This window comes from Marinobacterium jannaschii DSM 6295 (assembly GCF_000620085.1).
GTDB classification, from domain to species: domain Bacteria; phylum Pseudomonadota; class Gammaproteobacteria; order Pseudomonadales; family Balneatricaceae; genus Pontibacterium; species Pontibacterium jannaschii.
On record NZ_JHVJ01000004.1, the window covers coordinates 139,387 to 163,111 of the forward strand.

The following is a 23,725-nucleotide window of genomic DNA, read 5'->3' on the forward strand; positions in this document are numbered from 1 at the left end:
GATCACGAAGATCACGAAGATCACGAAGATCACGAAGATCACGAAAGCGCAGAGCACAAACATGATGAAGGTGGTCATTCCGATATCAGCGTCAGCTACCAGTTCCGCTGTGTGGCGGTGGATAAACTGGATCAGATAGAGGTGGGATTATTTAAGGCATTCCCGGCATTTGAGGAACTAAAAGTCCAGCTGATCGCTCCAACCGGGCAGAAGCTGCTGCGCCTGACGGCTGACAGCAATAAAATCAGTTGGTAAAGGCAAGTGGAGATGGGGTAGTGGGCAGCGCAATCGAGCTGGATGCTCTGAAATTTGGCTGGAAACCGGGTCAACTGGTGCTGGACCTACAGCCAGTGAAGATTGACCGGGGTGAACAGGTCTTTCTGAAAGGGCCGTCGGGTTGTGGCAAGAGCACCTTACTGAACCTGATCGGGGCGGTTATCCGGCCCGGTCAGGGCAGTATCCAGCTGTTAGGACAGGATCTGCAGCAGCTCAGCGGTTCTGCCCGGGATCGCTTCAGGGCCGATCATATTGGCTTTATCTTCCAGATGTTCAACCTGCTGCCCTTCCTCTCCATGCAGGAAAATATTCTGCTACCTTGCCGTTTCTCTGCCCTGCGCCGGCAGCGGGCGGAGCAACGCTTCGGCTCGCTGGAACAGGCTGTAGGTCATTACCTGGATGATCTCGGACTGAATGATCGGGCACTGTTGCAGCGTCCGGTAACCGAACTCTCCATGGGACAGCAGCAACGGGTAGCGGTAGCCCGCGCCCTGATCGGTGCGCCGGAGATCCTGATCGCGGATGAACCGACCTCGGCGCTGGACAGCGATAGCCGTGACAGTTTCCTGCGTTTACTTAACAGCGAATGTCAGCAACAGGGAACCGCCTTGCTCTTTGTCAGCCATGATTCGGCACTGCAGGAACACTTTCACCGCACGATCGAACTCAATGCGATCAACCGTGTGATGCAGGGGGCGCTATGATTCTGCTTAACCTTGCCTGGCATAGCCTGCTTAACCGTAAGACCAGCGTGTTGCTGACCCTGCTGTCGATCAGCGTCAGCGTAATGTTGCTGCTGGGGGTGGAAAAGGTACGTACCGAAGCGCGCAGCAGCTTTGCCAACACGGTGTCGGGTGCCGATCTGATCGTGGGGGCCCGCAGCGGACCGGTTCAGCTGTTGCTGTATTCGGTTTTTCGTATCGGTGATGCGACCAGCAATATCTCCTGGGAGAGCTATCAGAAGATCAGCGCCCATTCCAAGGTGGCCTGGAGTATCCCTATATCCCTGGGAGACTCCCATCGCGGTTTCCGCGTGATGGGTACCTCAAGAGCTTACTTTGAGCACTTTCGCTACGGCCAGCGTCAGCTGCTGGAATTTCAACAGGGGCAGGCATTTGACGGTCTCTATGATGCGGTTGTCGGTGCTGAAGTAGCGAAGAAACTGGGCTATACGGTGGGCGATAAGATCGTCGTCGCCCATGGACTGGGTAACACCAGCTTTGCCAAACATGATGATAAACCCTTTAGGGTTGTCGGCATCCTGGATCCGACGGGGACGCCGGTAGATCGTACCGTGCATGTTTCGCTCGAAGCGATTGAGGCGATTCATGTCGATTGGAAGGTGGGGACCCGGCTGCCGGGACAGACTGTGTCGGCGGAAGAGGCTGCACAGATGGACCTGATGCCGAAGCAGATCACTGCATTCATACTGGGCCTGAAGTCACCGATGGCGACCTTCCATCTGCAGCGCTCAATCAATAACTACCGCAAGGAGCCGTTGCTGGCGATCCTGCCCGGTGTGGCGCTGCAGCAGTTGTGGGACCTGATGAGCGTGGCGGAAAAGGCACTGGTGGCGATCTCTATACTGGTGGTGTTTACCGGCCTGATCGGCATGCTCACCGTGTTGCTGACCTCGTTGAATGAACGCCGCCGAGAGATGGCCATCCTGCGTTCAGTGGGCGCGCGTCCCGCCCATATACTGGCATTACTGATTCTGGAAACCACTGCGTTGACACTGCTTGGCGCAATCCTTGGGGCCTTATTGCTCTATGCCGGACTGGCCGCCTTTAAGCCCTGGCTGAGCAGTGCCTTTGGCCTCTACATTACTCTGGGGCCTCCAAGTCCCTATCAATGGCAACTGCTGGGTATGGTGATGATTGCGGGTATAATGGTGGGACTGATACCCGGTTATCGTGCCTACCGTTATTCGCTGGCCGATGGTCTTTCCGTACGAATCTAGGAAGCCAAATCCATGTTCAAGCCGATCTGTCTGGCGCTTGCGCTGATGTTCCTTGCCGTTCCGCCGTTGCAGGCGGAGCAGATTAACGGTGAGGAGGTAACTACTGTGGAGTGGGAGGCGCTGATGCCGGCCGACTTCACAATGGATCATATCTTTGATAGCCAGGAGGACCTGGCTATGCTGGATGATTTCGATCCCAAGGCGGAAGCTAAGCTGAAGGAGATGATGAATCTGCTGCAGTCGGCACCGGTTGTGGCGGCGATGGATGGCAAGATGATCAGGATTCCGGGCTTTGTGGTACCACTGGAGGGAGATGGTCAGCGCGTCACGACCTTCTTTCTGGTGCCATATTTCGGTGCCTGTATCCATACCCCGCCGCCGCCCTCCAACCAGATTATCCATGTCAGCTATGAGCCGGGCACCAAAGTGGAAAACCTGTTCGATGCGGTCTGGATTACCGGAAAGTTGCGCACTGAAGACTTCAGCCATGAGATGGGGGCGGCGGGTTATGTTATGGAAGCCTACCAGATCGAACCCTATGCGCTGTAACCCGGAGACTCTTGGTCCGGCGGTTACAGAACCCATGGGTTCAGTCAGCGCAAATATTTTTGAATAATTTTATAAGAATTTGATTGTCGGGCCGAAAGATCAGGGGCTTTGTCTATACTGGAGGGGAGTAGCTGTAGTTCTCATGACTCTCTAAAATTCCGTCAGTGGAGGCGAAGTATGAAACGCTTAGTACCTCTGATTCCTCTGGTTGCGGCAGCCCTTATCAGTGGCTGTGCCAGCACCGGTACCGCCGAAATGGATTCATTGCGGGGTATGGCTCAGGAAGCGATGGAACGTGCAGACGCAGCATCAGCAGCCGCTGGTCAGGCGTCCAGTCAGGCTGCACAGGCATCTCGCGATGCAGCAGCGGCAATGGAAGCAGCCAGGGATGCACAGGCCTGTTGTCAGGCTAACACTCAGCGAATCAACCGGGCGTTTAAGGACGCCATGAGTAAATAAGCCAGGAGTTAACGCTTCTCCCTGCAGCATCGGAAAGCAGTCGATAGCTTCAGGGAGATGTCATATCCAGCCGCTCGCCTATCACCATCGGAATACCGTTCGCCCCCCGCACCGCCCGTGCCACTGCATTCAGATCCAGCTGAGTATTATCCCCGATACCGGCAGCACGGATTGTCTTCATCAGCGCCTCGTAATCCAGGCTTTTGGCATTGGCTCCGGCATAGGCCGGAGAATGTACTTCCAGCAGCAACTCATCGCCGCGCCAGCCAACTTTATAGGCGCTGTTGATAATACGTACCTGGGTTCCCTTCCTGACCGCATTAAACAGGCGTTCTATATGTTCCGGATAGAGGCGGATACAGCCATGGCTGACGCGCATACCAACGCCGGCGGGCTTGTTGGTGCCATGCAGAAGATAGCGCGGTAGCGCCAGCCTGAGGGCATAGTCTCCCAGCGGGTTTTCCGGGCCGGGGGGAATAAACTCAGGCAGCGGTTTACCCCTCAGCTCGGCTTCCTGGCGAATCGAGCGGGGCGGGTACCAGCGCGGGCCTTTGGTTTTCTGAGTGATTCGGGTTACGGTTTCCGGCGTCGGCCAGCTCTCCCTGCCGATTCCGACCGGATAGACTTCGACCACCCCCGGGCGGTTAAACGGATAGTAATAAAGACGCATCTCTGCCAGATTCAATACGATACCTTTGCGTGGTGCGGCCGGCAGAATCAGGCGGGTGGTGAGTATCACCCGGGAGCCTTCTCCCGGTAGCCACAGATCCAGGTGCGGGTTGGCCATCTGGATATGGTTAGCGCCCAGGCTGTGACGCCTGGCGATATCCAGCAGCGTATCTTCACTGCGCGATTTGACCCAGCTTAGCTTCCCTACCACTGAGTCCCCTTCAGGGATGGCATAGGTTGCTGCAGACAGCGGCCCGGATATCAGGCAAAGCAGGCAACCTGCGGTGGTTATCAGGCGTTTCATCTTGGATCGCAGGTTATTGAGTCTTTATTCAGCATAGGTGATGCGCGCCGCCTGATAAATGTTTATCCTGCCGCGTTGGTCAGACCAGCAGCAATTTAATCGCGCCGACGGCATCGTAGTGGCACGGCGCGCGGGTTAAGATGACGGGTTTGCACCGCAACAAGGGAGCTCGGGGTGGAACAGATCATTGATGTCATTCTGGATTCAGGGCGTTCTGCAGTGGATATGGCGCTCTATATCCTGCTTCCGGTCATGGTGGTGATGCTGGCCGTGATGAAACTGCTGGATGCTTACGGTGTACTGGCCCGTATCGCGAATCTGCTGGCACCGCTCCTGCGTATCTTTGGCGTACCGGGGCTGGGCATATTCGCGATGGTGAAGCTGCTGTTTGTCAGCTTTGCCGCCCCGGTGGCAACTCTGACCCTGATGGATCAGAACGGCACCGCACGCCGCTATATCGCCTCGACGCTGGCGATGGTGCTGACCATGTCCCAGGCCAATGTGGTTTTCCCCATGGTCGCAGTGGGGCTGAACCTGCCGGTGATCATGGCGACCTCAGTGGTAGGGGGGCTGTTTGCTGCTGCACTGACCTATTACCTGTTGGGACGGGTACTGGCACAGGACCAGCCTGAGCCGACGGCCGAGGTGCCGGTAGTGGTAACCGCGAAGAAAAGCCCTATCCAGATCATGTCTGACGGCGGTCAGGAGGGGGTTAAGATCGTTATCGGCATGATCCCGATGCTGATCCTGGCGATCTGTTTCGTCAATGCGCTCAAGGTCAGTGGAGCGATCGGCCTGATCAGCGCGCTGCTGACCCCTCTGTTGGGCCTGATCGGCCTGCCGGAAGCCAGTGTGTTGCCACTGGTTACTAAGTTTATCGCCGGTGGCACCGCGTTTATGGGCGTCACCATGGAGCTGCTGAACCAGGGGCAGCTGACGGTACAGGAGCTGAACCGGATGGCGGGCTTTGCCACCAACCCGCTGGATATTGTGGGGGTGGCTGTACTGGCTGCCGCCGGAGCGCGGGTCAAATCGGTGGTGAGGATTGCCGTCATCGGGGCCTGCGCCGGTATGCTGCTACGGGGTATTCTGCACCTGCTGATCTTCTGAGCAGGTGCTGCCCGGCGTCACAGGCACATCAGATGCGGTTCAGCACCAGCTGCGGGCCGCTTTTCCCACCCTGAATTACATGCTTGCTGAAAACGCCATAGATATGGCCGCAGCTGTCACAGTGTGCGACCTGAAACCAGGCTTTATTATCCCGGGCCTGCTCATGGCTGTCCTTGGATACGATGTGATGGATACCTTCGATCTTGCACTCAGGGCATTTAGGTTCAGCCATGTTCACTCCTTAAAAATCAGTCTGTTGCTTGGAGCCTGCCGGATGATGAAAGGTTCCCGCGCAGATAATTTATTTTTCCTCTACTGAGGCCATAGGCGTTCAGCGGCGTTTGTGATTAAAATCGGACTCTTTTGGTTACCTGCGCAAAGAGCATTGATATGAAGTATCCGGATACCAAGCTGCCTAAAGTCGGCACGACCATCTTTACCCTGATGTCGAAACTGGCCGCAGAGAAGGGCGCCATCAACTTGTCACAGGGGTTTCCGGACTTCGATGGCCCTGAAGCCCTGCGCGAGCGTGTGGGGCACTATATTGCCCGGGGAGCCAACCAGTACTCGCCTATGACCGGGGCACCGGGCCTGCGCCAGGCAATTGCCGATAAGGTGAAGTATCACTATGGCGCCGAGATCTGTCCGGAACAGGAAGTAACCGTCACCTCGGGAGCCAGTGAAGCGATCTTCGCGGCGATCACGGCAGTGGTCAGCGCCGGTGATGAGGTGATTGTGTTTGACCCGGCGTATGACTGCTACGAACCGGCCATCGAACTCAGTGGTGGCCGGGCGGTCCATCTGCAGTTGCAACCGCCGGCATTTTCCATCGACTGGCAGCAGCTGACGGCCGCGATCAGCGACCGCACCCGGATGATTATCCTCAACAGCCCGCACAACCCGACCGGCGCGGTGCTTAGTGCGGAGGATCTCGACCGCCTGGCCGCCTTGCTGGCCGATAGCGATATCCTGCTGCTGGGGGATGAAGTGTATGAACATATTGTGTTTGATGGCGCGCCGCATCAGAGCCTGCTGCGCCACCCGCAATTGCGCGGCCGCAGCTTTGTGGTGTCTTCCTTTGGAAAGACCTATCACACCACCGGCTGGAAGGTCGGTTACTGCTGTGCACCGCCGCAACTCAGTGCCGAGCTGCGCAAGGTACACCAGTATCTGACCTTCTGTACCACGACCCCGATGCAGCTGGCGCTGGCCGACTATATGGCACAGGATCCGGAATACGGTGATCACCTGCCCGGTTTTTACCAGCAGAAGCGGGATCTGTTCTGCCAGTTAATGGCCCACAGTCGTTTCCGCTTCACCCCGGCGACCGGGACTTACTTTCAGCTGATGGATTACAGCGCTATCAGCGACCTGCCGGATACCGAATTCTGCCAGTGGCTGGTGGATAGTGCTGGTGTTGCAGCGATTCCCGTCTCGGTATTCTGTGAAACCCCGCCGCAAAGCCGGCTGGTACGTTTCTGCTTTGCCAAAGATGATGCCACCCTTCGGGCGGCGGCGGAGAAACTATGTCAACTGTAAAACGGCAACTCAGGGTCAGCCTGGTACAGGCGCCTTTACACTGGCATCAGCCGCAACCGAACCGTGAGATGTTTACAGAGCGTATGGCGGCGTTACAGGGCTGTACAGATCTGATTGTACTGCCGGAGATGTTTACTACGGGTTTTACGATGACGCCGGAGAGGGTGGCGGAGCCGGAGCAGGGGCCGACCGAACACTGGTTGCAGCAGCAGGCTGCCGAACTGCAGGCCGCGATCTGTGGCAGTGTCGCTATCCAGACGGCCTCGGGATACGTCAACCGTATGCTATTCGTCAGCCCGGACGGCGAAGTCCAGTCCTATGACAAACGGCACCTGTTCCGGATGGGCGGTGAACATAACCACTATCTGCCAGGGGCCGAACGCAAGGTCTTCAGTTACCTTGGCTGGCGCATTCTGCCGCTGATCTGTTATGACCTGCGCTTTCCGGTCTTCAGCCGCAATCGGGATGATTATGACCTGTTGCTCTGTGTGGCTAACTGGCCGGCACCCAGGCGTCAGCCCTGGCGTATTCTGGCGCAGGCCCGGGCCATCGAGAATCTCAGCTACGTGGCGGCCGTGAATCGCTGTGGCAGCGATGATAATGGACTGAACTACAGCGGTGATTCGCTGCTGATCGACTTCAAAGGTGAAAAATTAATTGATCAGCCGGACAGTGAGGCTTTCGTTTTAACTCAAAGCCTTGATATGCCAGCGTTACAGCAGTTTCGTCAGCGTTTTCCCGCCCAGTTAGACGGAGATCTATTTACACTAGAACTTTGACTAGTAAAGAAATGCGGTCAATCCTGTAAAGGAGAAACAACACCGGAGGCGCTATGAAACTCCTGGTTATAGGTGCCAGCCGAGGAATAGGTCTGGGAGTGGTAGAAAAGGCGCTGGATAAGGGACACCGCGTAACTGCATGTTCGAGACACCTCTACGGAAGTGATGTCGACCATAACCATCTGCAATGCTGTCGGGCTGACGTACTTGATTCGTTTGCCCTGCAGAGGGTATTGCCCGGCCACGATGCGGTGGTGCTTTGCATCGGCAAAGAACCCAGCTTTAACGAAGTGAATCTGTTCTCTGAAGGAACCCGCAATCTGGTCGAAGGGATGCAGCAGTTTGGTATTACCCGACTGGTGGTCGTGACAGGGATCGGAGTGGGTGACACCAAGGGGCATTGTGGTTTCTTTACAGATCACCTGATCAATCCGATTCTGATGCGTACCGTCAATCAGGATAAGGAGCGTCAGGAAGCCTACGTCCGTCACAGCAGCCTTGACTGGACTATCGTTCGCCCGGCACAACTCACCTACGGTCCGGAAACCGGCCAGTATAAAGTGATTACAGAGTTAGACGGTATCACCGCTGACTGTGTATCCCGCGCCGATGTGGCGCACTTTATTACCCATCAGCTGGACTCTGAGGCCTACCTCTACGGCACACCGATGCTGACCTACTAATGTAAGAGGGTTGCTTCATTGACGCCGGAATTTCAGGGATGAAGTTCCGGCCGCGGCGGTTACCCCCGGCATTGTGTGCCAGCTGAATCCCAGAGGCCTGTGAAAATTGTTTATTGAAAATAATTCAAGAATTTTAGTGGCACTTTAGCTGTTGTTTCCCAGATAAACGCTATACTTTCTTCAAAGGTTGCTGAGGCCGTTACATCTCTCAGCTACAGGCTAAGGATCAGACCCGGCAGCCATGATGCGATTTTAAGATGCTGGTGAACTTAGAGTGACTGGTTGCTGTAAGCCTTCAGCCTGATCAGAAACACTGCCCACAAGCACTGGTGGAAGTGACCGGACAAGATGGGTTCGCCAACTGGAAGCCTGTGAAAAAACAGGTTTCATCACGACCCAGCCTACTATAGGCCTTTAACCGAAATCTGTTTTCGGTGTACAAGGGGTAACCGTAAGGTTACCCCTTGTTTATTTTCAGTCGCTTTAATCCCTCAGTCCTCAGTCCCGGGCTCTCAGACTCAAACTCTCACATCCAGGCGCGTAGACTCAGGCGGGGCGTGCCCCGGTCATTGTCTGTTTCAGCTGAAAATAAAAAGGCCACCCCGGTAAAACCCGGGGTGGCCAAATATTGCTTGTGATGCAAGGAAAACGGTGTGTTGCTTAAAACTGCCCGCGAATAGCTTTAAGCTGGCTTGGCGATTGGTATACAGCGAAGGGTCGTAGTTGTCTGAATCCACAAAGCTGTTGAGCTCAACGCGTTCGTTATCGATAAAGTGGGTATTGGATTCAAAATTAATACCTGAGCCCAGCTGGCTCTGCTCGACACTTGGGTTTTCAGCGTAGCCGTAAGAGGCGGCGGAAGCTGCGCCGGAAACCAGTGCCAGACCCAGAACGATAGAAGTAGTAAATGCTTTCATGATTTTGTTCCCGTAATGTTTTTCGTTGCAGTAATCTTATTCAGTGGAACTGAAATGCAGCTGAAAGATTGAGTTTTTATTGGCGATTTAGCTTGTTGTTTATGAAACAGTCTGTTCCCGATTGATGAACGAATCTGGAAATATAAAAAGGCCCCGATCTGCTGCAACAGAAAGGGGCCTTTATTACGGGAACCCGTATTAACGGTTGGTGTAAAGGTCCGGGTTATACTCACCGGAATCGACAAAGCTATTCAGCTCTACACGCTCGTTATCAATAAAATGAGTGTTGGACTCAAAATTAATACCTTCGCCCAGTTGGCTCTGCTCAACACTTGGGTTTTCGCCGTAGCCGTAAGAGGCGGCGGAAGCAGCACCGGAAACCAGTGCCAGAACCAGAACGATAGACGTAGTAAATGCTTTCATAATTTTGTTCCCCGTAATGTGTTTCGTTGAGGTAATAATAGATATCGGTCCTGAAATTAAACTGAAAATATCCGGTGCTGACAGAATATATTGTGGTTGTTAATGCAACGGTCTGTTTTTTATTAAGTCATTTAATGAATGTTGCCTGTTAAAAACAGACTGTTCCATTAAACAAAAAAGCCACCCCGGTAAAACCTGAGGTGGCGAAAGATTGCTTGTGATGATAGGAAAACTGCCCGCTGCTAAAGGCTTCCTGACTTATCGCTGCAAGCCTGTTAGCGGTTGGTGTACAGCGAAGGGTCGTAGTGGTCTGAGTCTACAAAGCTGTTCAGCTCTACACGCTCATTGTCGATAAAGTGGGTATTGGATTCGAAGCTGATGCCAGCACCCAGCTGGCTCTGCTCAACACTTGGGTTTTCGCCGTAGCCGTAAGAGGCGGCGGAAGCTGCGCCGGAAACCAGTGCCAGACCCAGAACGATAGAAGTAGTAAATGCTTTCATAATTTTGTTCCCCGTAATGTGTTTCGTTGAGGTAATAGTAGATAGCGCTCCTGAAATTTAACTGAAAATAATTGGCGCTTTTTAAATATATTCTGGTTATTGGTGCAACAGTTTGTCCTGTTTTAATCAGGGTATTGTTTCTAATTGAAAACAGACTGTTCCATTAAATAAAAAAGCCACCCCGGCAATACCTGAGGTGGCGAAAGATTGCGATGAAAGGAAAACTGCTTGCTGCTAAAGGCTTTCCGGCTTATAGCTGAAAGCCTGTTAGCGGTTAGTGTACAGCGATGGGTCGTAGTGGTCTGAATCTACGAAGCTGTTAAGCTCGACACGTTCATTGTCAATAAAGTGGGTATTGGATTCGAAATTGATACCCGCTCCCAGCTGGCTCTGCTCAACGCTGGGGTTTTCACCGTAGCCGTATGAGGCGGCTGAAGCTGCGCCAGAAACCAGTGCCAGACCCAGAACGATTGAAGTAGTCAGTGTTTTCATGATTTTGTTCCCCGTAATATGTTTCGTTGGAGTCATCATATTCGAGGGATCTGAAATAAAGCTGAAAGACGGATGATATTTTTAGTAATGATTGAGTTATCGATGCAACAGTTTGTTGCTTGTATTACCGGAATTGATTAGTGGGAAATAAAAAAGGGCCACATACGGATGTGGCCCTGAATACTAAATGATCAATATGCTGCAATGGATTCGGAATCAAGGCCCCGATGGGTGGATCAGGCTAAGTAAGAGGTTTATACATGAGGACAAATTAAACCACTTCCTTTCTTACTTTGTGATCCTGGACGAAAGCCCTGTTCCGAAAGTCGATACTCCGGGATCTCCCGCTCACGGTGCTGTTCGACTTGTTATCAGCATAACGGTGTAAACTGAAAGCAACCTGAAACGGCTGGAAAAACTATGTCCGGACTTAAAACCAGGCCTACCCGAAAAAGCGCGGAAAAACTGATTCGCGAGCTGGAACATCCTGTCCGGAGCCGCGATGCTGCCATATTACTGGCGTTATTTTCGGAGATAACCGGCTGCAAGCCGGTTGTCTGGGGCGACAGTATTATCGGCTTTGGCCGCTATCACTACCGGCAGCGCAGCGGGCTGGCGGCCAGCTGGCCGATCACCGGCTTCTCGGTACGGAAACACAACCTGACGATCTATATTATGCCGGGGTTCGATCCCTTCACCGAGTTACTTGACCGACTGGGCAAGTATAAGACGGCCAGGTCCTGTCTCTATATCAACAAGCTGGCCGATGTGGATATCGGGGTCTTCGAACAGTTGATAGGGGCTTCGGTAGAGCTGATGCAACAGCGCTACCGGTGTGACTGAGTGAGGCGCTGCAGGTGGGCTTCACCCGTGACGCAGTCCAGTCTCAGCCCTGGCGCAGGCTGAGCAGGTACTGGATGTCATACGGCTCCTGGTAGCGAACGAAGGCCTTCTCCTTCGTTTCTACCGCCACGATCGACATGCGGTCTGCCAGTTCATTGCCCTCAGTGCCCACATGCGCCTTTACGTGGCTCAGGGTGAACCGGTCTGCTATCTCACTATAGAGGGCAAAGGCCTGTTTGATGATCTCAAGGTTTTTGATCTCACCGCCGGACTTTGTCCAGTCCTTACGCTGCCAGCCGGCGGCCCACTTACTGATGCAGTTGATTGCATAGGTGGAGTCACACAGGACCTGAACGCTGAGACCCTGGCGGATACCCTGTTCGGCCACACAGAGGGACTGATAGAGCGCATTGAGTTCGGCACTGTTATTAGTGCCCTGAGGGTTGTACAGGCCGTACCAGAGCTGCTCGACTTTGCCATCGCGGTAGACGGCCATGCCGGAGCCCGCTTCGCCCGGGTTTGGCTCGCAGGCGCCGTCACAGTAGATTTGCATCTGAAATTCAGATTCCGCTGCAGACGGCGTCGACGCTGTGCTGCGGGGTTTGGTCGCAGGAGTGGAGGAGCGGCCGGGCGATGTCCGTTTAGGCGCTGCCGCTGCGCCCTGGCTGAACGCGGCTTCCGCCTCAGCCCGGGTCGGGAAGGACTTAAAGCGCGCATTGGGAAACTTATCGACCGACCGCTGTGCTGTTGGCCAGTCGGTAAAGATACCGGTCTCACGACCCTGCCAGACCACATAGAATTTTTTCGCCATTCCCGCTTCCTCTATACACGTTGGCCGCAGTGTACTGGTGAGCGCAGGAGGATGCCAGCGGCGGAAACAGGGCCGTTGCTATGATAGCGGCTGCCCCAGAGGGGCGGACTCAGTTTGAGGCCAGGTTGCCCTGCGGAGAACGCACCCAGATCTCAACCCTGCGGTTGCGCTGGCGGCCCGCCCGGGTGGTGTTTGAGGCGATGGGCACGCTTTCGCCCATGGCATAGGTTGCTTCCACATTGATGCCGCGCGAAAACAGCGCTTGCTGTACCAGCTCTGCACGCTGCTTGGATAGTTTCCGGTTGGCCTCGGCTTCACCGATGCTGTCCGAGAAGCCGATCAGGAAGGCGCTCTGTCCCGGATTATCCTCAAAGAACTTCACCACCCGGTCAAGGTCGCGTTGCGCCTTGTTATCCAGCTCAAAGGTGCTGCTGTTAAAGCGGAAGTTGAGTGACAGGCGATTCGCATTGGTGACCAGGTTGAGATACTCCAGAGGCATATCGCCACTCAGCACCGGTCGGGTCTTATAGACGTTCTGTGAGATAAAGCCGGTTTTCTTCACCACGTTCTGTCCCTCTTCCGACATCACGAAGCGGATAAACTGGTGGGCGGGTGAAGAGGTTTCAATGGTGGCCGGTTCGTAGATATAGAGGCGGCGTACCAGAGGATAGTCTTCGGTTGAGATGGTAAAGGATGTCGGGTAGATCGGTTGGGCGTTCTGCTCGTCTGAGACTGCCAGAGCCTTTGAACGCAACACATAGGGCAGGCCGATAAAGCCAATGGCCCCCAGCTCCTTGCTGACACTGTCTGACAGTTCGACACTGGACTCGATGCGAATGGCATCCGGCGACAGCTTGGCCTTATGCTTCTTCAGCACCATGCTTTTAAAGGAATCCCAGGTGCCGGAGTTTTTATCGCGCGAGTAGATCCTGACCGGCGCATCCGGTCCGCCAATCTCAGACCAGTTTTCTGTTTTGCCTGAGAACAGGTCTGCCAGCTGGGCAGTGCTGAGATGGTCCAGCGGATTTCCCGGGTTAACGATGATCGCCAGGCCGTCCATACCGATAATATGTTCGGTACCTTTGGAGGTCAGGTTTCCGTAGCGTTGTTCCAGCAGGGTCCGCTCTTTATTCTTGATCCGGCGTGAAGCCATCGCCAGGTCTGTCTTATTCTTGTCCAGATCTTTAAAACCGGTACTGGAGCCGTGTGCTTGTATCTCGATACGGCGGCGCATGGATTCCATCGGCAGTTTGAAGGTCAGGTCTTTCTCCACGCTGACCTTGCCTTTCTCGATACGAAGGTCAATGGCACCCTCCCGTGTATAGAAGGCTTTCAGCAGTTCCGGTGCCAGTGCTTCACCGATCGTATTGGAGCCATGCAGACGAAAGACCGGTTTGTCAGCGGTCCGTGGCACTGTAACTGCCGGGGCTACTGATGCCGCGGTAACCGCAGTCTTCTCAGTGGCGGCCTGCTTTTGTTCTGCGATCGCGGCTGGCTGCGGCGAAGCCGGCTCTTTCAATGCGCCGGCGCTGACATAGGCGGTCGGGACTTCTGTCTGAACCGGAGTCTTGTCTGTAACGCCGGGATTGTTCTGTGTTGCCAGCTGGGGCAGAGACAGGTCGCTGGCAAGCTGTTTCTGATAGAGCATGAAGCCACCGGCGGCCAGCAGGATGCCCGCTGCGAGCCCTAAATACAGCCAGCCACCTTTCTTATCCGCGGGGGCTGCAATGGCCTTTTCCTGTGGGGCCTGCGCTGACAGGGGCGCGCGCGCAGCGCTGTTCAGAATGACCTCTTTTTTCAGATCCAGCGGCAGCTCCGACAGCAGATCCTGATGGATCGCCTGAATATCAGCGCTGAACTGGCTGATGTCGACATTCAGCATGATCTCACGGCGATAGGCCGGGTCTTCGGTAAAGCGGTGCAGCTCAATAGAGGAATGCCCGTCTTTTTCGAGGGCGCGTTTCAGTTTCCAGATTAGATCAAATACGGTGGTCTTCACGACGGCAGCTCTCTTACGACATCCGTTTATTAAGGGGGCGCATTAGTGGCGCGGATGCTACCGTTGGAAGATTGCCTATTTGTTACAATCTGTAATCGAGCCGTAATGAAATCTTTATGTAAGAACAATTACTTATGGCGTTTTTAGGGGGCTTTTAGTGGTGTGGAGCGGGCCGGGTTTCCGAGCGCTTTGTGGCCTGCGGGTATATCGCGGGTGACCACGGCCCCGGCACCGATAATGGCCCCGCGACCGATGCTGACGCCGGGCAGGATAATCGCCTGACCGCCGATCCAGACATCCTCGGCGATATTCACAGCCTGTCCCCGGGTCAGGCCGCTGCGCCGTGCTTCCGCATCCTGCGGGTGCTCGGCGGTATAGATATGACAACCGGGACCGATCAGCACGTTATCGCCGATAGAGATGCGGCCCACATCCTGCAGCAGTACATTCTGGTTGCAATAGATATTGTCGCCCAGATAAATATTGCAGCCATAGTCGCAGCTGAAACCGGCATCGAGCCATAGCCTCGGGCCGCGTTCGGCAAACAGCTGCCAGATTTTTTTCTGATGTCCCTGAGTCGGTTGCTGGGTATAGCGGCGACAGACCTCGGCCGCGCTCTGGCGCAGCTGGCTCAGGGCCTTATCGCGAGGCTGGTGCCACTGATACTGCTGAAACTTCTCCAGTTCTGTCATTTGGGGCAGGGCCTATTCTGTGTTTTCCCGTTTACGCAGATACTCGCCCGGCGTGACGCCCAGCAGCTGGCGGAAGCGGCTGATAAAGGCCGAGGTCGAGCTGTATCCCAGCGCCAGTGCCACGCTGGTAACGGCTTCGCCGTTTTCCAGCCGTTGTATCGCCTCCAGCATGCGTAGCCGCTGCCGCCACTCACGAAAGCCCATCCCCAGCTCTTTCTGGAACAGCCGGTTCAGGGTACGGCTGGTGGCGCCGATCTGGTCAGCCCAGACCTCCAGAGTCTGGTTATTGTCCGGTTGCTGCAGCAGCTGCTCAGTCAACTGGCGCAGCCGGTTATCCTGTGGCATCGGCAGCTCAAAGCCCACTTCCGGCGCGGCGACCAGCTGATCCAGCAGGCAGCGGATCAGACGCCCCTCGGCCCCGGCCTGCTCATACTCCCGGGGCAGGGTGGAGGCATGCCGGATCAGCTCACGCAACAGCGGCGTCACTTCCAGCACATAGGTCTCTGTCGGCATCTGATCGAGAAACGGCTGGTCGATATAGAAGCCGCAGAAGTCGACGCCGTTAGAACTGCTCAGTTCATGGGCCACATGGGGCGGACACCAGAGGGCATGCTGGGGCGGAATGACATAGCTGGTATCTTCCACCCGGGCCAGAATCACGCCGTCGGTGGCGAACGAGAGCTGTCCCCAGGGATGGTCATGGGTTTCGACTATATGATTAGCCGGGATCTGCATCACCCGGAAAAACACCGGACGTTGCAGGTTTCTGAAGTTTGGCGGTGGCAGTAATTGCCAATTATGTCTGTTTTGCATTATTGGTTGTCTGGATGCAGCAAGTGCGACAGGTGTTGCACAGCATACCATTGCCACCGAATCAGGAACACAGGAGTTTGAGATGAGTGTACATCTCAGTCGCGACCGAATGACGGTGCCGAAAATACAGGCCCGTAAAGGTGGCGAAAAACTGGTGGTGCTGACAGCGTACAGTACACCCATGACCCGGTTGCTTGATCCTCATTGTGACATCTTGCTGGTAGGGGATTCGCTTGGGATGGTGCTGTATGGCCTGCCCAATACCCTGACAGTCAGTGTCGATATGATGATCAATCACGGGGCGGCAGTGGTGCGGGGCGCAGAGCATTCCTGTGTCGTAGTGGATATGCCGTTTTCCAGCTATCAGGAGTCGCCGCAGCAGGCATATCGCAATGCCGCGCGTATTCTGGCAGAGACCGGAGCCCAGGCAGTGAAACTCGAAGGGGGCCAGGAGATGGCCGAGACCGTCAGGTTCCTCACTGAGCGGGGCATTCCGGTGATGGCCCATGTCGGGCTAAAACCCCAGTCTGCCAATGCCCAGGGGGGCTTTAAAGTGCAGGGCCGGGATGAAGCGGCCGCTGCGCAGATCATGGTCGACGCTCAGGCGATGGATGCTGCGGGTGCATTCAGCATGGTCATCGAAGGTACTTCCGAGCCGGTGGCGCGGAAGGTGAGCGACGCGGTCAGTGTACCAACCATCGGTATCGGCGCCTCGGCTGCCTGCGACGGCCAGGTACTTGTCACCGACGATATCATCGGCCTGTTCGGTGAATTTACGCCGAAGTTCGTTAAGCGCTATGGCAATGTCGCCGATCAGATCGGTCAGGCTGCCCATGCCTATGCCGAAGAGGTCCGCGGAGGTATCTTTCCGGCCGCCGAACACTGTTTCGACCGAAAAGACTGAATCCGGCCCCGGCCGAATCCTCCAGAAACCGCGCTCCGGCCTATCAGTCCGGGGCGCGGTTTTTTTACGTCTGCCCTCAGGCCCTGACTTCGCTAACTACCGGCTTTGCCGTAAACTAGCGGCAATTTTTCGGCTTATAGAGAGTGCTGCATGGCAGAGCAACTGATTCAGTCAATCATCGAGGCTGGACGCTGGATCGACAGTCAGGGCTGGTGCCCGGCCACCGGCGGTAACTTTTCCGTCCGTGACGGCGACAGCGTGCTGGTGACCGCCTCCGGACGTCACAAGGGGCAGCTAAGCGCTGCCGATATCCTGCGGGTGAATTTTAACGGCCAGCCTGTTGAGAGCGACCTGAAGCCTTCGGCGGAAACCCTGTTGCATACCGCCCTGTATGAGCTGGACGCTTCCATTGGAGCCGTGCTGCATACCCACTCAGTGACCTCCACCGTGCTGTCGCGCCTGATCCACAAGGGCATGCTGACACTGCAGGGTTACGAGATGCAGAAAGCCCTCAGCGGCAACCAGAGCCATGAGGAGGAGATCCGCATTGCGATTCTGGATAATTCCCAGGATATGCCGTTGCTGGCAGAGATTCTCAAAGCCGGCTGGCAAGTGGCTCCGCTGCAGTGGGGCTTTCTGGTGCGGGGCCATGGCCTCTATTGCTGGGGCCGCGATATGGCGGAAGCCCGCCGTCACCTGGAAGGACTGGAATTTTTATTCGCCTGTGAGCTTGAGATGTGGCGACTGGGAGTCAACGAATGACGATTAAAGCGATACTGACCGATATTGAAGGCACTACCACGGACATTAACTTTGTCCATAAGGTGCTGTTTCCCTACGCCTACAAGCAACTGCCGGGCTTTCTGCGCGAGCACGCCTCGCGCGATGATGTGGTTGCCATTCTGGACCAGGCCCGGGCTGAACTGGGTCAACCGGAGGCGGATCTGGAGACGCTGATCGCCGCTTTCCTTGGCTGGATCGATGCCGATAAGAAGGTTACGGCCCTGAAATCCCTGCAGGGACTGATCTGGGTGACCGGCTACCAGCAGGGCGACTTCAGCGGTCACCTCTATAAGGACGCCTACGAGAAGCTGAAACAGTGGCATCAGGCCGGCCTTAGCCTGAATATCTTCTCTTCCGGCTCGGTAAAGGCGCAGAAGCTGCTGTTTGGCTACAGCGATTTCGGTGATCTGACTCCATTGTTCAGCGGCTACTTCGATACCACCACTGGGCAGAAGCGCGAGGCGCAATCCTATCGCAAGATCGCGGCGGCGATGGCCGTGGATGCGACTGAGATCCTGTTCCTGTCTGATGTCGAGGCGGAGCTGGATGGCGCCGCCGAGGCCGGCATGCAGACCCTGCTGCTGGCGCGCGATCAGTTACCGGAACATTCAGCCCACCGGGTCGTAAGCAACTTTGATGAAATTTCCCTTTGAGCAGAGGTGAGAGATGAGCGCACTGACAATCTACAACGATAACGCGCCGCAACAGGTGCTGTTCCATACGGATGAGGGTGCTGAGATCAGCAGCAAGCTGGCTGAGATCGGGGTACGCTTCGAGCGCTGGCAGGCCGATCGTGAAGTGACGCCGGAGATGGATGCCGCTGAGGTACTGGCTGCCTACAGCAGCGAGATCGACAAGCTGAAAGCGCAGGAAGGTTATGTCACCGTCGACCTGATCAGTCTGGATGCCAGTCATCCACAAAAGGATGAGCTGCGTAAGAAGTTTCTGGCGGAGCACACCCACAGCGAAGATGAGGTACGTTTCTTCGTCGCTGGTGAAGGGCTTTTCTACCTGCACCTGGAGGCCAAAGTGTTTGCCGTACACTGTCGTAAGAATGACCTAATCTCAGTACCAAAAGACACAACTCACTGGTTTGATATGGGGCCAAATCCGGATTTTTCTGCTATTCGTTTGTTTAACAACCCGGATGGCTGGGTTGCCAATTTCACCGGTTCAGACATTGCGGAACGGTTTCCGTTGTTTGATTAACAGCGCTTCAGGCGTTGACTGGTATAGGGAAATACGGGAATTAATCGAACTGAGCCGGGTCTGACTAATAACTTGCTAATGCGAGGGAGGTTATTCCCATGGCCAGAGGACATTCCCGTCATGGCGCGCACCACAACCTGAACCACTTTGGTAAAGAACTGGTGCGCCGCTGCAGCGCCCATTGTGAGCTGTGTGATGCTCAGGGCGTAAAACTGAAGATATATGAAGTGCCGCCGATTCCGGCCGATGCAATGCTGGACCACTGCATCATGATCTGTGAAACCTGTTACGAACAGATCGAGAAGCCGAAACGCCTCGATGCCGATCACTGGCGTTGTCTCTATAACTCCATCTGGAATGATACCCCGGCGGTTAAGGTTGCTGCGCTGGCGATGCTGGACCAGGTGGCAGAACGCGAAGCCTGGGCGGCGGAACTGCGTGAGCAGGCCTATATGGAGCCGGAAGAGGAAGCCTGGCTGGAGGAGTTGGAGGCGCTGTAGCCGGGTGCGGAAAGACTATGTCCAAGATCGTTGTTTTTCCGCACCCTGTTTTGTCCCTCAGTCCTCTGATCGCCCGGCCCTTCAGGCCGGGGGGCGTCAGCAGACACAGTTAAGTGCCTCGCCGGTTCTGAAGGCAGGCATTGTTCAGAGCTTCTCTGCGGCCCGCTGTGGCTTTATCAGACCTGGCCTTCAGTCCAGGCTGATCTCGCCTGCCAGCGAGCGTTGCAGCTGTTCCCGCATGGCCTGTGGATCGCTCTCAGTGGCCAGCAGCAGGTGCAGTTTGGCGAAAGCGGCCTCCAGCGTCATATCGCCCCCGGATATCACCCCGATCTCATTCAGTACCGCACTGCAGGCGTAAGCTCCCTGGCTCACCTGTGCCTGCAGGCAGCGGCTCAGGTTAAGCAGCTGGATGCCGCCGGCCGCGGCCTCGCGTAATACCGCAATCAGCTCAGCATCTGCATCCGGCAGGTTGCCAACGCCGTAGCTCTGGATAATCACCGCCCGGACGCCCGGTTGATTGATGATTGCCGCCGCGGTTGTGGCCGGCATGCCGGGATAGATCTGCAGGATCGCCACTGCCGCCGGATCAAATTCTGGAATCTGAAACTTCTCTGCGGCAGGCTGAATCAGCAGCTGGCGGTGCAGTTCGATATGGATTCCCACCTGTCCCAGCCAGGGAAAGTTGGGTGAATCGAAGGCGTCCAGACCGGTCGCTTTCACCTTGCTGGCGCGGTTGCCCCGCAGCAGGCGGCCATTGAAGTAGACACAGACCTCGTTGACCGGCCGGGACTCTCCCGCCAGCAACAGCGCTGTAATCATATTATCCAGGGCATCATTACGCAGCTGGGAAAGCGGAATCTGTGAACCGGTCAGGATTACCGGTTTGCCAAGGCCCTGCAGCATAAAAGACAGCGCCGATGCGGTGAAAGCCATGGTATCGGTGCCATGTAATACGATAAAGCCATCGTAACGGGCGTAATTGTCACTGATGCTGGAGGCGATCTGACGCCAGTTATCCGGTCGTAAATTGGCACTGTCGATCAGTTGCTCATACTCCAGTACTTCAAACTCGGGTAGCAGTGCGTGATGGCTGTTGTCAAGCCGGTTACGAAGCAGCTGCTCAAACCCTGGGACAGCGACGTAGCCTGAATCTGAAGCCTGCATACCGATGGTTCCGCCGGTATAAATAACGAGGATCTTTTTACTCATGAACACCTGAATCCGGGAGTAGAGGAGAGAGAAGGGCCCTATTTAACAGGTCGCGATCAGCATATTCAATCCGTGTTGCTGCGGAGAAGTTGTCTGATTTATAACCAGAATAAATCAAAATTTAACCAATTTTATATTGAATCATCCTGGCAGAGCGGCTAAAAAGTAGTCTGCATTGTCACCCGGGAGAGGGTGATTTGGAGTCTAAATGGCCTTTTGGGCTATGAGCGTTATCGCCCGATTCAACCGGCGGTCAGGCGAAAACGGAGCTTCTACGCCGGTGAGATTCGAGATCAATAAAAATGAATATCTTCGTTGGTAACGTGTCCTATCGGATGCAGGATCAGGAACTGGAAATGCTGTTTGCCGAATTCGGCGAAGTGCAGTCTGCAAAAATCATCATGGATCGTGAAACGGGCCGTTCCCGCGGTTTTGCATTCGTCGAGATGCCCGACTCCAGTGAAGCACTGCGTGCGATAGAGAGTCTGAATGGCCAGGAGTCCGGAGGCCGTCAGCTGATCGTTAATCAGGCCAAGCCACGTCCGCAGGGGGGCTCGCGTCCACAGGGCGGATTCCGCCGCCGCGATTGATTTCGTTCTCGCCAGAAAGGAGTCGCAGGCCCGCACTATCTTCCGGTAGTGACAGCGCCGGACTCCTTTTTCTATATCCCGCTTACCAGATGCAATCTGCGATAGCCTGAGGCGCCTCTGTTGCCTTACAGCCGGAAGCTACTCAGCGCACCTTCATCGATATCGGCCTGGGAAAACACACCGGTATCCAGAATCCATCCGCTTACCAGTTCGGCGGGCGTGACATCAAAGGCCGGGTTGTATACCGCGGCATCCTCCGGACTCCAGATCACATCGCCAAAGCTGCCACTGACGCCCTGTACTTCAGGGGCCTTGCGCTCTTCGATCGGAATCGCGCTGCCATCCGGGCAGGCCGGGTCGACGGTGGTATAAGGCGCGACCACGTAAAAAGGCACCTTGTGGTAGCGGGCGTTGACCGCCAGCGAGTAGGTACCGACCTTATTGGCGAAATCACCGTTGGCCGCGATACGATCAGCCCCGACCAGAATGGTGTCGACCTTGCCCTGCGCCATCAGCATTGCGGCCATATTGTCGCAGATCAGGGTATAGGGTACGCCCAGTTGCTTCATCTCCCAGCTGGTCAGGCGACCGCCCTGCAGCAGGGGGCGGGTTTCGTCGACCCAGACATGGATATCCTTGCCCTGGGCATGGGCCTTGTTGATGACGCCAATGGCGGTGCCGACGCCGGCGGTCGCCAGGCTGCCGGTATTGCAGTGGGTGAGGATGTTACTGCCGGGTCGGATCAGGTCGGCACCCAGCAGGGACATCCGCTCGCACAGCGCTATATCTTCTTCAAAGATCAGCTCGGCTTCCTGCATCATCGCCGCCGGGCCGCGATCGCGCAGCACCGAGACCATCCGGTCCATACAGTTCATCAGGTTAACTGCCGTCGGCCGTGCCGCACGCAAGGTGTTGGCGGCCTCGATCAGTGCGGCTTCGGCGATACCGCGTTTAGCCATATCGGCCAGCAGCAGGCTGGCCCCGATACCGATCAGCGGGGCACCGCGAATCTGCAGCTTCCTGATCATGCTGACCATCCCCGGAACTGACTGACAGTCGAGCCAGATCTCGTTATGTGGCAGCTGATGTTGATCCAGCACCAGCAGCTGCCCGGACTGATATTTCAGGCTGGTGGCAATCAGATCTTTCATTGCAACAAACTCCGTCAGGGGAACCTGCGCAGCAACTGGCTATCTTATGTAGTCAGGCTGCCGCAACGGTCCGCAGGTTCTTAAGCTTTGATGGCCGCTACATTAACAGTTAGTTAAATTCTGTAAAGCCAATTCCAGTATGTAATTGCGTTTGAAATCAAACTGTAACAAAAGGTTCCGCCTGATCTGCAGCGGGCAGATTGGATGATTGCCGCAGGGCAGCAACAGGGGTAGAGTGTCAAACCCCGTTTTTTTATTATGAACGATACAGGGGGCCTGAGAGTCAGTTTTGCCGGGTCCCCCGATAATAAGAGTCTGTAAAGCCATGGAATTCCGTAAGTTTGACAGCGACAAAGACGTTACCGAGTTTGTACTTCATAACACTGAATTGTTTGAACCGGATACCCAGCTAACGGTTTCAGAGATAGGTGATGGCAACATAAACTTTATCTATCGGGTCGGTCAGCCCGGCGGCGACAGCGTTATCGTCAAGCAGGCGCTGCCCTATGTACGTATTATCGGCGAAGGCTGGCCGCTGTCTCAGGACCGGGTGCGTATCGAAGCGGAAACCCTGCAGTATGAAGGCAGCCACTGCCCGGACCTGGTGCCAACGGTGTATCACTTTGATGCCGATCTCTGCGCCATCGTAATGGAAGATATCGGCCAGCACGAGAACCTGCGCCACGCCCTGATCGCCCGCCGTCGCCTGCCTAACCTGGCCAGCGACCTGGGGCGCTTCCTGGCCGATACCCTGTATCACAGCAGCGACCTCCACCTGGATTCCCATGCCAAGAAGGAGCTGGTGAAGTCTTATATTAATCCGGACCTCTGTAAGATCACGGAAGAGCTGTTCTTCTGGGACCCGTACTGTGACCACGAACGCAACAGCATTAACCCGCACCTGCGCCCTTATGCTGAACAGCTGTGGGCCGATGACGCCCTGAAACTGGAAGTCTACAAGCTCAAGCGCCAGTTCCTCTGCGATGCCGAAGCGCTGTTGCACGGTGACCTGCATGCCGGATCGGTGTTCGCCAGCGGCAGCGGTACCAAGGTGATCGATCCGGAGTTCGCCTATGTCGGCCCGATCGGTTTCGATATCGGCTCTATTCTGGGCAACTTCCTGCTGAACTATGCCGGTCAGGCCAACCTGCCGGGAGACCTGGCGGAACGCCGCGACTACCAGGCCTGGTTGCTGGACAGCGTCGAGACCCTGTGGAATACCTTCGCCGAGCGCTTCTATATCCATATGCGCGAAAAGACCCAGGACCCGAGCTTCAACAATGAAATCTACCGCACCTGGTATCTGGATAAGCTGTTTGCCGATACCCTGGGGTATGCCGGCACCGAGATGATCCGTCGTACTATCGGTCTGGCCCATGTTGCCGATATCGAATCCATCGAGGACCCGCAGAGCCGGGCTAACTCTGAGAAACTGGCGCTGCGCATTGGTTGTGAGCTGATTATGGCCCGTGACCAGATCATCGATGTGGAAGCGCTGGCCCAGCGAATCCGCCGCATCAGCTGATCCCTCCACTAATGCGGCAGTCTGAGGGCTGCCGTC

The 23,725-nt window shown here is 55.6% G+C and carries 29 protein-coding genes; 17 read left to right on the forward strand and 12 right to left on the reverse strand.

Going from position 1 to position 23,725, the window contains the following annotated elements; all coding sequences use genetic code 11:
• The 5 genes from Q354_RS28825 to Q354_RS24315 all read left to right on the forward strand — a co-directional run.
• Positions 1 to 255, forward strand: a 255-nt coding sequence (locus Q354_RS28825) for a ZrgA family zinc uptake protein (RefSeq protein WP_211252192.1), incomplete at its 5' end; no start/stop codon positions are given.
• 20 nt (positions 256 to 275) lie between these two features.
• A complete protein-coding gene (locus tag Q354_RS0102365) occupies positions 276 to 980 on the forward strand; it encodes an ABC transporter ATP-binding protein (RefSeq protein ID WP_027856218.1) in 705 nt (234 codons plus the stop codon).
• The gene (locus tag Q354_RS0102370) at positions 977 to 2,236 is read left to right on the forward strand and encodes an ABC transporter permease (protein WP_027856219.1); all 1,260 of its coding nucleotides are present in this window, start codon (positions 977 to 979) and stop codon (positions 2,234 to 2,236) included. The genes Q354_RS0102365 and Q354_RS0102370 overlap by 4 nt, the downstream gene beginning before the upstream one ends.
• 12 nt (positions 2,237 to 2,248) lie before the next feature.
• Positions 2,249 to 2,785, forward strand: coding sequence for a DUF3299 domain-containing protein (locus Q354_RS0102375; RefSeq protein ID WP_027856220.1), 537 nt, complete (start codon positions 2,249 to 2,251; stop codon positions 2,783 to 2,785).
• Positions 2,786 to 2,962: 177 nt separating this feature from the next.
• On the forward strand, positions 2,963 to 3,244 hold the full coding sequence (locus Q354_RS24315; RefSeq protein WP_036228310.1) for an Lpp/OprI family alanine-zipper lipoprotein: 282 nt from the start codon (positions 2,963 to 2,965) through the stop codon (positions 3,242 to 3,244).
• A 49-nt stretch (positions 3,245 to 3,293) separates the two neighbouring features.
• Here the strand turns inward: Q354_RS24315 and Q354_RS24320 are convergent, their stop codons facing one another.
• On the reverse strand, positions 3,294 to 4,217 hold the full coding sequence (locus tag Q354_RS24320; protein WP_051559824.1) for a L,D-transpeptidase family protein: 924 nt from the start codon (positions 4,215 to 4,217) through the stop codon (positions 3,294 to 3,296).
• 174 nt (positions 4,218 to 4,391) lie between these two features.
• On the opposite strand from Q354_RS24320, the gene Q354_RS0102390 reads away from it, so the two are divergent.
• Positions 4,392 to 5,327, forward strand: a complete 936-nt coding sequence (locus Q354_RS0102390) for a nucleoside recognition domain-containing protein (RefSeq protein WP_027856221.1) — start codon at positions 4,392 to 4,394, stop codon at positions 5,325 to 5,327.
• A gap of 28 nt (positions 5,328 to 5,355) precedes the next feature.
• Here Q354_RS0102390 and Q354_RS0102395 read toward each other — a convergent pair whose 3' ends face one another.
• Entirely contained in the window at positions 5,356 to 5,559 is a 204-nt protein-coding gene (locus Q354_RS0102395; RefSeq protein WP_027856222.1) for a hypothetical protein, read from the reverse strand.
• Positions 5,560 to 5,717: 158 nt separating this feature from the next.
• Between Q354_RS0102395 and Q354_RS0102400 the strand changes: the two genes are divergently transcribed.
• Genes Q354_RS0102400 through Q354_RS0102410 form a run of 3 tightly spaced genes read left to right on the forward strand, consistent with a single transcriptional unit; the run spans position 5,718 to position 8,328 of the window.
• Complete coding sequence (locus tag Q354_RS0102400; RefSeq protein ID WP_027856223.1) at positions 5,718 to 6,866, forward strand: pyridoxal phosphate-dependent aminotransferase; 1,149 nt, start codon at positions 5,718 to 5,720, stop codon at positions 6,864 to 6,866.
• Entirely contained in the window at positions 6,854 to 7,645 is a 792-nt protein-coding gene (locus Q354_RS0102405) for an amidohydrolase (protein ID WP_027856224.1), read from the forward strand. Before Q354_RS0102400 ends, Q354_RS0102405 begins: the two co-directional genes overlap by 13 nt.
• A gap of 53 nt (positions 7,646 to 7,698) precedes the next feature.
• Positions 7,699 to 8,328, forward strand: coding sequence for an NAD(P)-dependent oxidoreductase (locus Q354_RS0102410; protein WP_027856225.1), 630 nt, complete (start codon positions 7,699 to 7,701; stop codon positions 8,326 to 8,328).
• A 578-nt stretch (positions 8,329 to 8,906) separates the two neighbouring features.
• On the opposite strand, the gene Q354_RS0102415 is transcribed toward Q354_RS0102410, so the two are convergent.
• From Q354_RS0102415 to Q354_RS0102430, 4 genes are all read right to left on the reverse strand, one after another.
• The gene (locus Q354_RS0102415; protein ID WP_027856226.1) at positions 8,907 to 9,245 is read right to left on the reverse strand and encodes a hypothetical protein; all 339 of its coding nucleotides are present in this window, start codon (positions 9,243 to 9,245) and stop codon (positions 8,907 to 8,909) included.
• A gap of 198 nt (positions 9,246 to 9,443) precedes the next feature.
• The gene (locus tag Q354_RS0102420) at positions 9,444 to 9,668 is read right to left on the reverse strand and encodes a hypothetical protein (RefSeq protein ID WP_027856227.1); all 225 of its coding nucleotides are present in this window, start codon (positions 9,666 to 9,668) and stop codon (positions 9,444 to 9,446) included.
• 275 nt (positions 9,669 to 9,943) lie between these two features.
• On the reverse strand, positions 9,944 to 10,168 hold the full coding sequence (locus tag Q354_RS0102425; protein WP_027856228.1) for a hypothetical protein: 225 nt from the start codon (positions 10,166 to 10,168) through the stop codon (positions 9,944 to 9,946).
• A gap of 267 nt (positions 10,169 to 10,435) precedes the next feature.
• Entirely contained in the window at positions 10,436 to 10,660 is a 225-nt protein-coding gene (locus Q354_RS0102430; RefSeq protein WP_027856229.1) for a hypothetical protein, read from the reverse strand.
• Between the two features lie 420 nt (positions 10,661 to 11,080).
• On the opposite strand from Q354_RS0102430, the gene Q354_RS0102440 reads away from it, so the two are divergent.
• The gene (locus tag Q354_RS0102440) at positions 11,081 to 11,503 is read left to right on the forward strand and encodes a DUF1801 domain-containing protein (protein WP_027856231.1); all 423 of its coding nucleotides are present in this window, start codon (positions 11,081 to 11,083) and stop codon (positions 11,501 to 11,503) included.
• Between the two features lie 43 nt (positions 11,504 to 11,546).
• On the opposite strand, the gene Q354_RS0102445 is transcribed toward Q354_RS0102440, so the two are convergent.
• From Q354_RS0102445 to Q354_RS0102460, 4 genes are all read right to left on the reverse strand, one after another.
• Positions 11,547 to 12,314: a ribonuclease H family protein gene (locus Q354_RS0102445; protein WP_027856232.1), complete on the reverse strand. Its 768-nt coding sequence runs from the start codon at positions 12,312 to 12,314 to the stop codon at positions 11,547 to 11,549.
• Between the two features lie 109 nt (positions 12,315 to 12,423).
• Positions 12,424 to 14,313, reverse strand: coding sequence for a phosphate ABC transporter substrate-binding/OmpA family protein (locus Q354_RS24325; protein ID WP_051559825.1), 1,890 nt, complete (start codon positions 14,311 to 14,313; stop codon positions 12,424 to 12,426).
• Positions 14,314 to 14,456: 143 nt separating this feature from the next.
• On the reverse strand, positions 14,457 to 15,005 hold the full coding sequence (locus Q354_RS28830; protein ID WP_027856233.1) for a sugar O-acetyltransferase: 549 nt from the start codon (positions 15,003 to 15,005) through the stop codon (positions 14,457 to 14,459).
• Between the two features lie 12 nt (positions 15,006 to 15,017).
• Positions 15,018 to 15,818, reverse strand: a complete 801-nt coding sequence (locus Q354_RS0102460; protein ID WP_169828847.1) for an AraC family transcriptional regulator — start codon at positions 15,816 to 15,818, stop codon at positions 15,018 to 15,020.
• An 82-nt stretch (positions 15,819 to 15,900) separates the two neighbouring features.
• On the opposite strand from Q354_RS0102460, the gene panB reads away from it, so the two are divergent.
• The 5 genes from panB (at position 15,901) to Q354_RS0102485 (ending at position 19,214) form a co-directional block, all read left to right on the forward strand.
• Positions 15,901 to 16,722: a 3-methyl-2-oxobutanoate hydroxymethyltransferase gene (gene panB / locus Q354_RS0102465; protein ID WP_027856235.1), complete on the forward strand. Its 822-nt coding sequence runs from the start codon at positions 15,901 to 15,903 to the stop codon at positions 16,720 to 16,722.
• A gap of 150 nt (positions 16,723 to 16,872) precedes the next feature.
• On the forward strand, positions 16,873 to 17,484 hold the full coding sequence (locus tag Q354_RS0102470) for a methylthioribulose 1-phosphate dehydratase (protein ID WP_027856236.1): 612 nt from the start codon (positions 16,873 to 16,875) through the stop codon (positions 17,482 to 17,484).
• Complete coding sequence (mtnC, locus tag Q354_RS0102475; RefSeq protein WP_027856237.1) at positions 17,481 to 18,158, forward strand: acireductone synthase; 678 nt, start codon at positions 17,481 to 17,483, stop codon at positions 18,156 to 18,158. Before Q354_RS0102470 ends, mtnC begins: the two co-directional genes overlap by 4 nt.
• A 13-nt stretch (positions 18,159 to 18,171) precedes the next feature.
• Entirely contained in the window at positions 18,172 to 18,714 is a 543-nt protein-coding gene (locus Q354_RS0102480) for a 1,2-dihydroxy-3-keto-5-methylthiopentene dioxygenase (RefSeq protein ID WP_027856238.1), read from the forward strand.
• A gap of 98 nt (positions 18,715 to 18,812) precedes the next feature.
• The gene (locus tag Q354_RS0102485; RefSeq protein ID WP_027856239.1) at positions 18,813 to 19,214 is read left to right on the forward strand and encodes a PhnA protein; all 402 of its coding nucleotides are present in this window, start codon (positions 18,813 to 18,815) and stop codon (positions 19,212 to 19,214) included.
• Between the two features lie 189 nt (positions 19,215 to 19,403).
• Here the strand turns inward: Q354_RS0102485 and ansA are convergent, their stop codons facing one another.
• On the reverse strand, positions 19,404 to 20,423 hold the full coding sequence (gene ansA, locus Q354_RS0102490) for an asparaginase (RefSeq protein WP_027856240.1): 1,020 nt from the start codon (positions 20,421 to 20,423) through the stop codon (positions 19,404 to 19,406).
• Positions 20,424 to 20,725: 302 nt separating this feature from the next.
• Between ansA and Q354_RS0102495 the strand changes: the two genes are divergently transcribed.
• Positions 20,726 to 21,013, forward strand: coding sequence for an RNA recognition motif domain-containing protein (locus tag Q354_RS0102495; RefSeq protein WP_027856241.1), 288 nt, complete (start codon positions 20,726 to 20,728; stop codon positions 21,011 to 21,013).
• 125 nt (positions 21,014 to 21,138) lie between these two features.
• Here the strand turns inward: Q354_RS0102495 and mtnA are convergent, their stop codons facing one another.
• Positions 21,139 to 22,164, reverse strand: coding sequence for an S-methyl-5-thioribose-1-phosphate isomerase (gene mtnA, locus Q354_RS0102500; protein ID WP_027856242.1), 1,026 nt, complete (start codon positions 22,162 to 22,164; stop codon positions 21,139 to 21,141).
• Positions 22,165 to 22,489: 325 nt separating this feature from the next.
• On the opposite strand from mtnA, the gene mtnK reads away from it, so the two are divergent.
• Positions 22,490 to 23,689: an S-methyl-5-thioribose kinase gene (gene mtnK, locus Q354_RS0102505; protein ID WP_027856243.1), complete on the forward strand. Its 1,200-nt coding sequence runs from the start codon at positions 22,490 to 22,492 to the stop codon at positions 23,687 to 23,689.
• Positions 23,690 to 23,725 lie beyond the last annotated feature (36 nt).